Annotated in this window: 12 protein-coding genes; 8 read left to right on the top strand and 4 right to left on the bottom strand. The window is 36.5% G+C overall.

Annotation, left to right across the window (positions count from 1 at the left end; all coding sequences use genetic code 11):
* The first annotated feature begins 41 nt into the window (after positions 1–41).
* The 5 genes from AC57AW_RS15250 (at position 42) to AC57AW_RS15270 (ending at position 6,311) form a co-directional block, all read left to right on the top strand.
* The gene (locus AC57AW_RS15250) at positions 42–1,376 is read left to right on the top strand and encodes a TolC family protein (RefSeq protein WP_496352564.1); all 1,335 of its coding nucleotides are present in this window, start codon (positions 42–44) and stop codon (positions 1,374–1,376) included.
* A gap of 5 nt (positions 1,377–1,381) precedes the next feature.
* The gene (locus tag AC57AW_RS15255; protein WP_496352565.1) at positions 1,382–2,428 is read left to right on the top strand and encodes an HlyD family secretion protein; all 1,047 of its coding nucleotides are present in this window, start codon (positions 1,382–1,384) and stop codon (positions 2,426–2,428) included.
* A 269-nt stretch (positions 2,429–2,697) separates the two neighbouring features.
* A complete protein-coding gene (locus AC57AW_RS15260; protein ID WP_496352566.1) occupies positions 2,698–4,260 on the top strand; it encodes an MFS transporter in 1,563 nt (520 codons plus the stop codon).
* A 428-nt stretch (positions 4,261–4,688) separates the two neighbouring features.
* Positions 4,689–6,050, top strand: a complete 1,362-nt coding sequence (locus AC57AW_RS15265) for an aldehyde dehydrogenase (protein WP_496352567.1) — start codon at positions 4,689–4,691, stop codon at positions 6,048–6,050.
* 69 nt (positions 6,051–6,119) lie between these two features.
* On the top strand, positions 6,120–6,311 hold the full coding sequence (locus tag AC57AW_RS15270) for a bacteriocin-like protein (RefSeq protein WP_496352568.1): 192 nt from the start codon (positions 6,120–6,122) through the stop codon (positions 6,309–6,311).
* A gap of 44 nt (positions 6,312–6,355) precedes the next feature.
* Here the strand turns inward: AC57AW_RS15270 and AC57AW_RS15275 are convergent, their stop codons facing one another.
* Positions 6,356–6,922, bottom strand: coding sequence for a thioredoxin family protein (locus tag AC57AW_RS15275; RefSeq protein ID WP_496352569.1), 567 nt, complete (start codon positions 6,920–6,922; stop codon positions 6,356–6,358).
* Positions 6,923–7,002: 80 nt separating this feature from the next.
* Between AC57AW_RS15275 and AC57AW_RS15280 the strand changes: the two genes are divergently transcribed.
* The 3 genes from AC57AW_RS15280 (at position 7,003) to AC57AW_RS15290 (ending at position 9,556) form a co-directional block, all read left to right on the top strand.
* Complete coding sequence (locus tag AC57AW_RS15280) at positions 7,003–7,887, top strand: lysophospholipid acyltransferase family protein (protein WP_318845552.1); 885 nt, start codon at positions 7,003–7,005, stop codon at positions 7,885–7,887.
* Positions 7,888–7,893: 6 nt separating this feature from the next.
* Positions 7,894–8,871: a glycosyltransferase family 2 protein gene (locus AC57AW_RS15285; RefSeq protein WP_496352570.1), complete on the top strand. Its 978-nt coding sequence runs from the start codon at positions 7,894–7,896 to the stop codon at positions 8,869–8,871.
* Positions 8,872–9,001: 130 nt separating this feature from the next.
* A complete protein-coding gene (locus tag AC57AW_RS15290; protein ID WP_318845550.1) occupies positions 9,002–9,556 on the top strand; it encodes a 3'-5' exonuclease in 555 nt (184 codons plus the stop codon).
* 81 nt (positions 9,557–9,637) lie between these two features.
* On the opposite strand, the gene apaG is transcribed toward AC57AW_RS15290, so the two are convergent.
* The 3 genes from apaG to AC57AW_RS15305 form a co-directional block, all read right to left on the bottom strand.
* Positions 9,638–10,027 carry a Co2+/Mg2+ efflux facilitator ApaG/CorD gene (apaG, locus tag AC57AW_RS15295; RefSeq protein WP_318845549.1) on the bottom strand — a complete coding sequence of 130 codons (390 nt, stop codon included), beginning with the start codon at positions 10,025–10,027 and terminating at the stop codon, positions 9,638–9,640.
* An 80-nt stretch (positions 10,028–10,107) separates the two neighbouring features.
* Entirely contained in the window at positions 10,108–11,361 is a 1,254-nt protein-coding gene (odhB, locus tag AC57AW_RS15300) for a 2-oxoglutarate dehydrogenase complex dihydrolipoyllysine-residue succinyltransferase (protein WP_496352571.1), read from the bottom strand.
* Positions 11,362–11,400: 39 nt separating this feature from the next.
* A complete protein-coding gene (locus AC57AW_RS15305) occupies positions 11,401–14,214 on the bottom strand; it encodes a 2-oxoglutarate dehydrogenase E1 component (RefSeq protein ID WP_496352572.1) in 2,814 nt (937 codons plus the stop codon).
* Positions 14,215–14,303: the final 89 nt, after the last annotated feature.

The raw sequence follows: 14,303 nt of genomic DNA on the forward strand, positions 1-14,303 counted from the left end.
CTGAATCAAAATCATTTTAGCAAAAATCCTTTAATTAATTTATGAATATCATATTTAACGCATGCCGATATCTGTGCATCGCGTTGTGCTTATTATTGAGCAACTTTTTACATTCACAGATGATCGATTACCAACATCTTGGCTTACAGCAGGCCCTAGAGATTGGATTGAAAAACAACAAAAACATACAGATAAGTCATCTAAAACAGGAAATGTCAGCTACCAAAGAGAAAGATCTCAAAATGGAAAAGCTTCCTGACGTTGAATTTCATACCAGCTACACCCAGGTAACCAATCTGTATCAGCATCAGAATGGCGTATTTAACAAAGCAACAAAGTATGATGCCATCAATGGCATGTATGACTTTACATTATCTGCTTCAATTCCGGTGTACATGGGTGGCAAAATAAAGAACACGGAAAAGAAAGCGGCTATTGATACTGAAATTTCAGCCTTAAGAACGCATTTGGACGAGAGACAGCTTACCATGGAAATCATTACGGCTTTTCTGCAGATCCATCATTTAAAAGAACAGCAGAGCCTTATTAATGATAAAATGAAAGAAGATTCTGTCAACATCAAACAGGTAAAAGCCCTTAAAGCCAACGGTGTCGTAACGGTGAATGAAGTATTGAGAACTTCCCTTCAGCTTTCCAATCATAAAATGAGCTGGACGGAACTGGATAACGATATTCAGATTGCAGAGCATAAGCTGAAAATTATTCTTTCCTTACCGGAAAATCAGGAAATGCATGTGAATACCGAAGACCTGATTTCGGATAATGCTGCGATTCCCTACGTTGATGAATTGACGGAAACAGCTTTAAACAAAAATGAGTCTGTTGATATCACTCACAAAAACCTTTCACTGAAGGAATTGGATCAAAAAATCATCAAAGCAAATTATTTACCCAAAATTACAGCAGGCGGAGAATATTTTTTAAAGTATCCGAATATGATGTTTTTTCCTCCTGAACCTTACGCATATCGTCTGGGAATGATAGGTGTAAATCTTACCTATCCTATCGAAAATCTGTATAAGAATAAATACAAAATGCAGGAAGCACGGGAAAATATAGACCTTGCTAAGCTTCAGATTGAGGAAAATGAGGAAAAAATAAGACACAATGTGTATGAGGCTTATAAAAAATTTGAAGAAACAGACCAGAAAGTAAAAATTGCAGAGGAAGCGATTGATCAGGCTAAAGAAAACTATCGCATTGTAAGAACAAAATATGCGAACAAGCTAAGCCTTATCACTGAACTGATAGATGCCGACAATACTTATCTGGAGGCAGAATCAAATCTTATTTCCGTAAAAATAAACAGACAACTTAAATATTATCAACTCCAATATACGATTGGAAACTTATAAAAACTATGGCACAGAAACAACTGACACAAAAGGAAAAAAGAATCAACAAGTCCATTACTCTACTAGCTTGGATCCTGATCATCAGCGGAATTACAGGAATGGTCAGTTTCTATCTTTTTTCAAGAAAGAATGTCACGACCAATGATGCACAGATCGAACAATATATCACGCCAGTATCCAGTAAGGTTTCTGGATTTATCAAAGCGATAAAATTTAATGAAAATCAGTTTGTACATAAAGGGGATACTTTAATCATCATAGACAACAGAGAGTTTGTAAATCAGGTGCAAATGGCTGAAGCCAGTCTCCATGCCAATACAGCTACCATCAGCACTATTGAAAGCGGTGTCAATACCAAAGAAAGCGACACAAAGATCATTGATGCCAAAATTGCTTCTGCAAGAATTGATATCTGGAGAACAGAACAGGATTATAAAAGATATAAAAATTTACTGACCGAAGATGCTGCTACCGAACAGGAATTTGAGAATGTAAAAGCTTCATATGAACAGTCAAAAGCGAATCTTCTGGCATTGGAACAGCAAAAAAATGCAGTAAAAGCCGGAGCTAATGAACAACAGACAAAGGTTGCTCCTGTTAAAAGCCAGATTCAGCAGAGTTCTGCAAGTCTGAGTAATGCTAAACTTTATCTTTCTTATACTGTGATTACTGCTCCCTATGATGGATGGGTTGGAAAAAAGACCATTCAGGAAGGGCAGCTGATTAAAGAAGGTCAGGCCCTGATACAGATGGTTAGCAAAGAAAAATGGATCATTGCTAATTACAAAGAAACACAGCTTGGGCAGATTGACCAGAATCAGGAAGTCATCATTACTGCAGATGCATATCCCGATGTGGAATTTAAAGGAAAAATACTTTCCGTTTCTCCTGCATCAGGATCACAATTTTCTTTGGTAAAACCGGATAATGCCACCGGAAACTTTGTGAAAATTGAACAGAGATTCCCTGTGAAAATTATTCTTGACAACAATAAAGACAACGAAAAACTGCTTTCCGGAATGAATGTTCTGGTGAGCGCGAAGAAGATATAAGTTTGAGTGTGGGAGGGTTTTAGAGTTTTGGAGTGTAAAATTACCTTCCAATCAATACATTTTCAGACTTTACAATTAAATTATTTTTTAGCGAAAAGACAGGACTGCAAAATAGCGAATCTGCAAATTTTTTCTTAAGCATATTTGCCATTTTACCTTTTACTTTTACACCTTGCACTTTTGTCTTTTCGCATTTTTAAATTCAGGCACAGCCGCGAATTTACTTATCTGCCTTTTCAGCATTCTTCAATTAATGCTTTCAAAAAATTATGCAACACAATACAGTTTATCATAAATGGGTACCACAATGGCTGAAACTGCCGCTTCTTATACTGGCATTGTTTCCCCACCTGATGTTGTTGTCGCTTTTACATTCAAACAGCGCCTTCACATCTTCTTTTATGGATGTCGATTCAGATGACATTCAGTATTTAATGATTTTGATGTATGGGACATTTGTGGTTACCCTTTTAGTTATACAAAGATTTATGGCTTATTTCAGCGTGAAATATTACGTTCTGCTGATGGCTTCCATTTCCGTGATTATCCTTTATGTTTTATCGGTAACACATGATTATCATGTTATTTTGGTAATCCGGTTTTTAGAAGGAATTTTCGGGCTGCTGGAAGGTGCTATTTTCCTTCCTCTGATTATTGCTGAACTAAAAACAAGACATGCCAAAGTGGTAGCTTATCTTTTTATGTATACCATCATGCTGACGGGAGGAACAATAACTACTTCCCTGTTGAAATCAAGTATTGAAAACTATGACTTCCAGCATATGATCCTGATGATGGCCTACTTTCATGTATTTGTACTGATAATTGGTATTGCTCTGTTCAACAGAAATAGATTTTTCCCTAAAAAACCTTTGTACCAATTGGATATTACCAGCTGGTTTTTACTTTGGGTATGTCTGCAGGCTGGCGGTTATGCCATTATTTATGGTAAAAGGCTGATGTGGTTAGAATCTGATACCATCATCATGTGTCTGTTTATATTCCTGATTTCGGGAGGATTATTTATGCTTAAACAAAGAAATTCCAGAAGACCGCTGTTCCATTTTGAAGTTTTCAGTTCAAAAAATGTGATCGCTGGAATGATCCTGTTTTTTATCTTTTATCTGATCCGATCCGGATTGAATAATGTATACAGCATCATGGCCACCGTGTGGAAATGGCCTTGGGATTATATTGTAAACATCCAGTACTGGAATGTGGCAGGAACTCTTCTTGGGATATTATTATCAGGAATCTGCCTGGTTCGGGGAGTTTCATCGAGAATTGTTTTCTTTACAGGATTTCTGTTACTTGCCATAGACTGTGCTTGGTTTACGTATACTTTTTATCCAGATACAACCCTTTCTACAATCTGCCCGCCACTATTTCTGCAGGGGGTGGCTCAGGGATTATTATTCACTCCGCTTGTTTTCTTTTTAATTTCAGGAACTCCGGAAGAATATGTTGCCAATGCTACAGCTTTAGGGACAACAACCCGTTTCTGGACAACGGCTATCGGCTATGCATTGATGCAAAACCTTATGCTGTTTTTAACTTTAAAACATTCTGATACACTTAGTGTCAATTTTACAGACACCAATCCTGTTTTCTACAGTCAGTGGACACAACTTTTCGGGGCCAATATTTCAAAACTGTCTGTGAATGATTCTTTATCTATGACTGCGGGAGCTTTTAAGGCTAAAATTACTGCACAATCTATTCTCCTTTCCAATATGGAAATTTTTACCGGACTTTTCTGGCTGGCATTCATTACTGCCCTTTGCTTATTGCTTTATCATCCTGCAAAAATAGCTGTGAGAAATATAATGTAAAGAAGCTTGAGTTTATAAACTCTCAAATAACAGACAAACTCGGATAAGAAAGTTTCTTAAACGCCAGGAATACACTAAGGGTATAAAAATGATATGAATATTTTTCGTTCGCAAAGGCATTTCATTCAGCTATACACATAATGAATCAACTCTGCTAAGTGTCAACGCCTCTGCGAACATAATTTCTAATTTTTCAGTCAAATCTTAAACTTAAATTAAGTAATAGCTAAAGGCTCTTTAAATAAAGCTAATAATGATAAGTTCTCATTACACAAACAGTATTTCTCAAATTTCAAGAAGTTTTCTTTTTCTAACGATTATCTTCAATTTTATATCTCCATTTCTCATCCACTTTGGCCGGTTTATTGTTCGTATTTTTCAGGCAGCAATATTGCTCAAAGCACTACGTTTAATACAAAAGCTTACGAATGGAAATTGAAAGTATTTTACTGAAACAAAGAGACTTTTTCACAACACAGCAAACTAAAAGCCTTGCTTTTCGGAAAATGTATCTTGAAAAGCTTCGAAACCTTATTATTTCTAATGAAAACATGTTGTATGAAGCTATTAATAAAGATTTTGGAAAATCTAAATTTGATACATTTACAACAGAATTATCTTTCATCCTGAATGATATTGACTATTACCTCAAGAATTTAAAATCTCTTTCCAAACCTAAGAAAGTAAGTACCAATCTTGTCAATCAATTGGGAAACAGCAAAATGTATGCTGATCCACTCGGCTGTATTTTAGTGATCGGAGCCTGGAATTATCCTTACCAATTGTCACTTTCACCCGTTATTGCTGCAATGGCTGCCGGAAACTGCTGTATCCTTAAGCCCAGTGAAATTGCTGAAAATACAATGAAAGCGATGGCATCCATCATCAATGAAAATTTTCCGCCTGAATATTTATATGTTTATGAAGGAGGTATTGAAGAAACAACTTCTCTTTTACAATTAAGATTTGACAAAATATTTTTTACAGGAAGTACAAAGGTTGGAAAGATTGTTTACAAAGCGGCAGCAGAGCACCTTACTCCCGTAACTCTTGAGCTGGGCGGAAAATCTCCGGCTATTATCACCAAAAATGCTCATCTTGAGATAGCAGCTAAGAGAATTGTGTGGGGAAAGTTCCTCAATGCCGGACAAACCTGTGTAGCTCCAGATTATCTGTTGGTAGAAGAAACCATTCAGGAGCAGTTTTTGGAAATGCTTAGGAAATACATCAAAGAATTCAGATATGATCAGGATTCTGAACAGTATACAAGAATCATTAATCAACGAAATTTCCAACGCCTTGTGCGCCTTATTGATAAAGAAAAAATCTATTCTGGAGGGCATTTTGATGAGGAAAAACTGTACATTGAACCTACTATTCTGAACCATATAGGCTGGAATGACGAAATTATGCAGGAAGAAATTTTCGGTCCTCTCCTGCCTGTTATCAGTTTTCAGAATTACAATGCTGCACTCAATTCTATTGCAGAGCTTGAAAAACCTCTCGCTGCTTATCTTTTTACCAATAATTCTGAAGAGAAAGAGATGTTTACGCGGAAACTGTCATTCGGTGGCGGCTGTATTAATGATACGGTGATGCACTTAAGCAATGACAACCTGCCATTTGGAGGAGTGGGAAGTTCAGGAATAGGAAATTATCATGGAAAATATGGTTTTGAAACCTTCTCACATCAAAAAGCAATTCTTGAAAAGGCTACCTGGGGTGAACCCAACATTAAATACCCACCTTATTCTGAAAAAAAATTAAGCTGGATCAAAAAATTACTGTAATTTATCCCTGACTGGGGATTTTAAATAAAAAAACAATATATTTATGTCCTAAAATTAAATTCTATAACCATGAAAAATTTGAAAAAATTATCAAGAGAAAAATTAAGTAAACTAACAGGAGGACTATCATGTGCTTCATCTTGCTCAGATGGAAGTATGGTATATATAAGTTCTTGCTCTTCATGCATCCAGTATTCAGGCGGAGCTGCTTGTTATGATGCTAATGGAAGAGGCGCAATACGTGTAGAAAATTGTGCTTAATACATAAAAACAAAAACCCTTTCTAAAACAGAAAGGGTTTTCTTTTAAAGGACTTTTCCTTTTTCCAGAAATTCTTTTACTTTTTCTTTACTATATCCTTTTCCTTCTTCTAAAACTTCACTCTGCTGAACATGAATTTTTTTACCATCTTTATCTAAAATGATAAAGAAAGGATAAAACTGCTGTTCTTTAATATTGATATATTGAGAAAAAACCTTCTCATTCTTATTCTCCGGAGAATTGTTCAGGTGATAGTATACATATTTTTTATCTACTATTTCCTTCAGTTCAGGAGTATTCTGTACAAAATTATTAAAACGAAGACACCAGATACACCAGTTTCCACCAGCCTGGATCATTACATTCTTACCTTCTTTCTTAGCCTGAGCTACCAATTTATTAATATCAGCCTCTGCATCTGCTTTTGGATCATATGGTTTAGGAAGTTTAGCTTTTTCTTCAGCAGCTTTTTTCTTTGCATCTAACTCTTTCTGCTCAGTAGGAACTATAAGAGCTGTTTTTTGCTTTCCTTTATCTGGCGTATTTTTTACATCCTGTGAAAAAGCAAGAGTGCTTAATCCAAGAAAAGCGAAAATTATCAATTTTTTCATAATATAAAAGTAAAAAAATATTATATATCCCTCTGCAAAAATAGAACCATAATTTTATTATTACTAAATTTGCGTGTTTTATGAATTTCTTAATCAAAATATTATACTTAGTCTCTAAGCTTCCGCTTAAAATATTATATATTTTTTCGGATGTCATCTTCTTCCTTAATTATTATCTGGTAGGATACAGAAAAGAGGTAATCACCCAAAATCTGAGAAAATCTTTCCCTGATAAATCGGAAGAGGAAATTAAAGAGATCCGGAAAAAATTCTACCTTAATTTTTCAGATTATCTGGTAGAAACTATCAAATCTTTCAGCATTTCTGAAACTGAAGCCAGGGTGAGAATGCAGCACATCAATCAGGAGCTGTTTCATGACGCTAAAAAGGAAGGTAAAAATATCATCCTTCTGGCTGGGCATGTCTTCAATTGGGAGTGGATCAATGCATTGGCAAAGATTGTTCCCCAAGCACATTGCCATCCTGTATACAGAAAGGTAAATAATGACTTTTGGGAGAATCAGATGAGAAAAGTCCGTAATAAATTCGGAAATGAAGCTCTGGAAGCCAATGAAGTGATTCTGAATATTTTCAGATCTAAAAATAATGGAGATTCTGCCTATATGTTTGTGGCTGACCAAACACCTCACCACGCTCATGTCACTTACGGATTAGAATTTTTGAATCAACGGACACCCGCTTTTATAGGATATGATAAATTAGCAACAAGAATGGATCTTGTTATTATCTACTGTGAAATGAAGAAGGTGAAACGTGGTTATTATCAGGTAAATTATCACAGAATATATCCTGATGGTGAAAAGTTCACTGAAAATGAAGTTGTAAGAAAATTTCATAAATTATTGGAAAACACATTACACAAAAATCCAGACAACTACCTTTGGTCACACAGAAAATGGAAATATCAGGACGCTATTAAAAATTTTGATTCTGAAAAAAAATAGATTGACATGCAGAAAAAACTGGCAGTTGCCATCTTAAACTGGAACGGCAAAAATTGGCTTGAAAAATTTCTTCCGGGTGTAGTTCAATTTTCTCAGAATGCGGATATTTTTGTTATTGACAATCTTTCTACAGATGATTCCATAGAGTTTCTCCAAAAGAATTTCCCCACAGTAAACGTTATTAAAAACGATAAAAACTATGGATTTGCTGGTGGTTATAATGAAGGATTGAAAGCCATCCCAAATGAATATTACTGCCTTCTCAATTCTGATGTGGAAGTTACTGAGAACTGGATAGAACCTGCTTTGGAATTATTGGAAAAAAATCCTTCCATTTCAGCAGTACAGCCTAAAGTATTATCTTATCATAATAGAACCTATTTTGAATTTGCAGGAGCTGCCGGCGGATTGATTGACAACCTTGGATATCCTTATTGCAGAGGAAGGGTTTTTGATGATCTGGAAGAAGATAAAGGCCAGTATAATGATGAAACAGAAATCTTCTGGGCATCAGGATGCTGTTTTTTCATCCGTTCAAAAGACTTTTGGGAGCAGAATGGTTTCGATACGAGGTTTTTTGCTCACCAGGAAGAAATTGACCTTTGCTGGAGACTCATTAATTCCGGGAAAAAGATTTACTACACCGGAAAATCCAGCGTATTTCATGTAGGTGGCGGAACACTTAATAAACAGAGTACACAAAAGACTTTTTTAAACATCAGGAATAACCTTTCCATGATGCTTAAAAACCTTCCCTTTCCTCAATTGATCTGGATGATCTTTTTCAGATTATGCCTGGATGGTGCTGCCGGAATTTATTTCGGACTAAAGCATGGTTTTCCACACCTTTGGGCTGTAGTAAGAGCTCATTTTGGGTTTTATGGACAGCTTCCGGGAACATGGAAACTTCGTCAGAAAAATCAAAAGAAGGAGTTCTATCAATCAAAATGGTTGATTTTTAAACATTTTTTAGGAGGAAGGTAGAAGATGAAAGGTGGCAGGTAATAGGTGGCAGGGATTAGGGAAAACCAACTTTTCTTTTCTTAAGTAAACTTTAAACCTGAAACATTAAACTTAAAACTAAAAAATCAGCAACTAATTTAATTACAAAAAAATGGATTTCTGTGCAATAGATTTTGAAACGGCCACTCACGAGAAAAGTTCAGCTTGTGAGATGGGGATTTGTATAGTGCAGGACTCTAAAATTGTTGAAACAAAGACCTGGCTGATCAAACCTCCAAGTTTTCCTTATTTCAATAAATTCAATATTGCAGTACATGGCATTCAGCCGGAAGATGTAAAGGATGCACCTACCTTTGATGAAATATGGTATGAAGCCCAGGATATGATGTACGGAAGCCTTATGATTGCTCACAATGCAGGATTTGATGCTTCTGTATTAAGAGGATGTTTACAGCATTATGGGATGTTTACTCCACAGATCAACTATCTGTGCAGCATACAGCTTGCAAAGAAATCATGGAATTACCTTCCAAAATATGGTTTGAAACCTTTGGCAGAATATCATAAGATTGATTTTACCCACCACAGAGCGGGGGCAGATGCTGAAGTATGTGCAAAGATCTCTCTACTGGCTTTTGAGAAACTGTTTCTCACCAGTAATGATGAAGTAAACGAATATTTGAAAGCGAAAATCAAAAAACTTTGATAGAACAGATTATTGAACCCGGGTTCTTATTCTGCAATCTATAAAATCATTACTCTTGTACTTTTGCAGGTACAAAAATCTTTAATTACTCAACACTTCAGACAACAGATTGAATTTCGGAATATCAATTTCGAAAGTCTCCTGTGTTTCCATGTTTTTCACCAGGTATTTTCCACTCATATTACCTACTCCGGAACGAAGCATTACATTGGAGAAATAAGAGAAATTTTCACTTGTTCCTATTTCAGGGGTCAGGCCGATTACGCCATCTCCTATAATCTCTGTGTATCCAAATCCGACATCGAAGATCAACCATTTTCTTTTCAATACTTTGATAGGAAAGCTTCCGTCATTTTCTATCGTGATATTGTATTTAAAAACGTAACGGTTTTCGGATGGATAACTGTTCTTACTATCATATTCAGGTATTACTGAAACTTTGATATTGGAAGTCATTTTTGAAAACATCATTGTAGCATTTTCTTAATAAATACAAAAATCTCGCCTTTTTTAAGGCGAGATTGTATATTTCTATTATAATTTCATTAAAACTATAATCCAAGGCCTTTTCTTTCGTCACCTCCCATTAATATTTCAACAGGATTGTCGATACCTTCTTTTACCGCTACAAGGAATCCTACAGATTCTTTTCCATCGATAATTCTGTGGTCATAAGACATTGCTACGTACATCATTGGTCTGATAACTACCTGTCCGTCAACAGCAACCGGTCTCTGGATGATATTGTGCATTCCTAAGATTGCAGATTGTGGAGGGTTGATGATTGGTGTAGACATCATAGATCCGAAAGTACCACCATTGGTAATAGTGAATGTACCGCCAGTCATTTCATCAACAGTAATTTTACCGTCTCTTACTTTTATTGCAAGATCTTTAATGTTTGCTTCAACTCCGCTGAAAGACATGTTTTCTGCATTTCTCAATACAGGAACCATTAATCCTTTAGGACCTGAAACTGCAATTGAAATATCGCAGAAATCGTAGTTTATTTTGAAATCACCGTCGATAGATGCATTTACATCCGGGTACATTTGTAATGCTCTTGTAACTGCTTTCGTAAAGAAAGACATGAAACCAAGTCCAACTCCGTGTTTCTGAGCAAATTCTTCTTTATATAGTTTTCTTAATCTGAAGATTTCAGACATATCCACTTCGTTGAAAGTCGTCAACATCGCTGTTTCGTTCTTCACAGAAACTAATCTTTGTGCGATTTTTCTTCTTAAAACTGAAAGTTTAGTTGTAGTGGTAGTTCTTGCACCTGTAGCTGTCATTGGGCTTCCTCCTAATGCAGGAACTGCCGCTAATTCAGCATCAGTTTTAGTGATTCTTCCGTCTCTTCCTGTTCCTGAAACCTGATCAGCATTCATCCCTTTTTCATCAAGGATTTTCTTAGCAGCCGGAGATGGAGCTCCTGTTGCATAAGTTTGTGGAGCCGCTACCGGAGCCGCAGGTTTTGGAGCTTCTTGCTTTGCAGGTTCAGCAGCTTTCGGAGCTTCTTCCTGTTTTGGAGCTTCAGCAGCAGGTGTAGCACCTTCTGGTCTTGCAGCATCCATATCAATTAAACAAACTACCTGACCTACCTGTACTACATCACCTTCTTCTGCCTTTAAAGTGATAATACCACTTTGTTCTGCCGGCAATTCAAGAGTTGCTTTATCTGAATCCACTTCGGCGATAGGTTGATCTTTTTCTACATAGTCACCATCTTTTACAAGCCAAGTTGCAATTTCAACTTCTGTAATTGATTCGCCCGGTGAAGGAACTTTCATTTCTAAAACTGACATATCGAGTATTTTTTATTTTTTAATTGAATATTATTTAAATTAAGCTGTAACTGGTCTTTTTGCAGGAGCATCATCTCTATCAAAAACTCTGTTGATCACTGCATTTTGGTTTTTCTCAAACATTTTGTGGCTACCTGGAGCCGGAGCACCGCTAGGTACTGGAGCAACTATCTGGATTCCCGTATCTCTGAAGTTTCTCAGGATATAAGACCAAGCTCCCATGTTTTCAGGTTCTTCCTGAGCCCAAACCAATTGTTTTTTGTTTTCATATTTGTTGAAGATCGCTTCAATAGCATCTGCCTGAAGTGGATATAACTGCTCGAATCTTACTAATGCAATATTTTCACAATTCAATTCTTCTTTCTTCGCTAATAATTCGAAGTACAGTTTACCTGAACAAAGAACTAGTTTTTCTACTTTTTTAGGATCTGCAGTTGGATCGTCTAAGATAGGCTGGAATGTTCCGTTTGCAAAATCTTCAATCGGAGAAACCACTTTAGGGTGTCTCAATAAAGATTTAGGGCTCATTACGATCAATGGTTTTCTGAATGCCCATTTCAACTGTCTTCTCAATAAGTGGAAGTAGTTGGCAGGTGAAGTAATGTTAGCTACTACCATGTTTTCATTAGCACAAAGAGTAAGGAATCTCTCCAATCTTGCGGAAGAGTGTTCTGCTCCCTGTCCTTCTGAACCATGAGGCAATAGCATAATCAATCCGTTCTGAAGCTTCCATTTTTCTTCTGCAGCGGCAAGGTACTGGTCAACAATAATCTGAGCACCGTTCACGAAATCTCCGAACTGAGCTTCCCAGATTGTTAATGTATTTGGAGAAGCCATTGCATATCCGTAATCAAAACCTAGAACTCCATATTCTGAAAGGTGAGAGTTGAATACATCAAATCTGCTTTCTGATACATGTCTTAACGGGATATATTCTTCTTCTGTATCTTCTGTTTTTACTACCGCATGTCTGTGAGAGAATGTACCTCTTTCCACATCTTCCCCAGAGATTCTTACGTTGTGACCTTCTACAAGCAATGTTGCATATGCCAACCATTCTCCTAATGCCCAATCTAATGAGTTTCCATTAATAGCTTTGATACGGTTTTCGAAAAGTCTCGTAATTTTATTGATGAATTTTTTATCAACAGGAAGTGTTGACATTTTAAGAGCCAATTCTTTCAGTTTTGCTGCATCGTATTTTGTATCAACCGGCAACTGAACGGCACCTCTTTTCCCGATTGGATAGTTTGTCCAGTCTTCAGACATGAACAGATCCATCACGTTCTTTTCAATTTCTTTTGAAGCATCGAAGTCTTTATCTAAAAGAGCTTTGAATTCCGTTTCCATTTTAGCAATTACATCATTGGAAGTAACGCTGTCTTTAAGTAATTTATCTTTATAAATTTCTCTTGGGTTCGGGTGTTTTGAAATTGTTTTATATAAATTAGGCTGAGTGAATCTTGGTTCATCACCTTCATTATGTCCGTATTTTCTATATCCTAAAAGGTCAATATAAACATCTTTTCCGAATTTTGCCCTGAAATCAGCCGCAAAATGCATCGCATGAACAACAGCTTCAGCATCGTCAGCATTCACGTGCATTACAGGAGATTCCGTAACTTTTGCGATGTCTGTACAGTAGGTTGAAGATCTTGCATCCATATAGTTTGTTGTAAATGAAACTTGGTTATTTACAACGATATGAACGGTACCTCCTGTTCTGTATCCTTCCAAAGTCATCATCTGAGCCACTTCGTAAGCAATACCTTGTCCGGCAATAGCTCCGTCACCGTGGATGATGATTGGCAATACTTTAGAGTAATCTTTGTATTTGTCATCTACTTTTGCACGGCAGATACCTTCTACCAAAGCAGCTACTGTCTCAAGGTGAGACGGATTCGGGGTAAGGTTGATACACACTTCTTCTCCTGAAGCAGTTTTGATCTTTTTGGATGATCCTAAGTGATATTTAACGTCACCTGAGAATACATCTTCTTCAAACTCTTTTCCTTCAAATTCTGAGAAGATCTGCTTGTAAGATTTCCCGAAAATGTTTGTCAATACATTCAGTCTACCTCTGTGAGCCATCCCCAGTACCACTTCATCTACTCCTAACTGAGAAGATTTTGAGATCAACTGATCTAAAGCCGGGATTAATGTTTCACCACCTTCTAATGAGAATCTTTTTTGTCCTACAAATTTTGTGTGAAGATAGTTTTCAAAAGCAACCGCCTGATTTAATTTTAATAAAATCTCTGTTTTTTCGTTTGCAGAAAGGCTTGGGTGGTTTTCATTTACCTGAAGCCATCTCTTGATGAAATCTTTTTCTTCAACGTTGTTGATGTGCATATACTCTACTCCGATTGAATCACAGTAGATACTTTCAAGGTGCGTGATCAAATCTGCTAAAGTAGCAGGTTCTTTCATTCCTGTTTCAACAGCGCAGTTGAATTTTGTATTTAAATCCTCTTTAGAAAGACCGAAATTTTCGATGTCTAAAGTAGGTGTATAATGTCTTCTTTCTCTAACTGGGTTAGTTTTTGTAAAAAGGTGTCCTCTTGTTCTGTAAGCCTCAATAAGGTTTACTACTTTAAATTCTTTCTTGATGTGCTCAGGAACTTCTCCGTTCGATACTGCCTGAGAAATCTGTTGTACTGCCGGGGCAGCGTTGGCCGGAGCCTGAATAAACTGGATGTTATCGTCATCTCCATAGTTCTCCAAAGCAAAATCGAAGCCTTGAAAGAAAGCTTTCCATGATGGTTCTAGAGAGTCTGGGAATTTTAAGTATTGTTGGTATAAATCCTCAATTAACTGAGAATGAGCTGCGTTTAGGAATGAAAATCTGTCCATTATTACAGTTTATCTATTTATTAAAATTTATTTGTAGAATTAATCTTCAAATTTAATAAAAAAAACCGAGTTAGAACAGTCTCAAACCG

The organism is Chryseobacterium sp. BGA-UO-ETr-SB22, from assembly GCF_059567885.1.

What these genes read in the sequence shown, in the direction of transcription:
- AC57AW_RS15250 (WP_496352564.1), top strand. Translation starts at nt 42, where the DNA reads ATGAATATCATATTTAACGCATGCCGATATCTGTGCATCGCGTTGTGC.
- AC57AW_RS15255 (WP_496352565.1), top strand. Translation starts at nt 1,382, where the DNA reads ATGGCACAGAAACAACTGACACAAAAGGAAAAAAGAATCAACAAGTCC.
- AC57AW_RS15260 (WP_496352566.1), top strand. Translation starts at nt 2,698, where the DNA reads ATGCAACACAATACAGTTTATCATAAATGGGTACCACAATGGCTGAAA.
- AC57AW_RS15265 (WP_496352567.1), top strand. Translation starts at nt 4,689, where the DNA reads ATGGAAATTGAAAGTATTTTACTGAAACAAAGAGACTTTTTCACAACA.
- AC57AW_RS15270 (WP_496352568.1), top strand. Translation starts at nt 6,120, where the DNA reads ATGAAAAATTTGAAAAAATTATCAAGAGAAAAATTAAGTAAACTAACA.
- AC57AW_RS15275 (WP_496352569.1), bottom strand. Translation starts at nt 6,922, where the DNA reads ATGAAAAAATTGATAATTTTCGCTTTTCTTGGATTAAGCACTCTTGCT.
- AC57AW_RS15280 (WP_318845552.1), top strand. Translation starts at nt 7,003, where the DNA reads ATGAATTTCTTAATCAAAATATTATACTTAGTCTCTAAGCTTCCGCTT.
- AC57AW_RS15285 (WP_496352570.1), top strand. Translation starts at nt 7,894, where the DNA reads ATGCAGAAAAAACTGGCAGTTGCCATCTTAAACTGGAACGGCAAAAAT.
- AC57AW_RS15290 (WP_318845550.1), top strand. Translation starts at nt 9,002, where the DNA reads ATGGATTTCTGTGCAATAGATTTTGAAACGGCCACTCACGAGAAAAGT.
- apaG (WP_318845549.1), bottom strand. Translation starts at nt 10,027, where the DNA reads ATGATGTTTTCAAAAATGACTTCCAATATCAAAGTTTCAGTAATACCT.
- odhB (WP_496352571.1), bottom strand. Translation starts at nt 11,361, where the DNA reads ATGTCAGTTTTAGAAATGAAAGTTCCTTCACCGGGCGAATCAATTACA.
- AC57AW_RS15305 (WP_496352572.1), bottom strand. Translation starts at nt 14,214, where the DNA reads ATGGACAGATTTTCATTCCTAAACGCAGCTCATTCTCAGTTAATTGAG.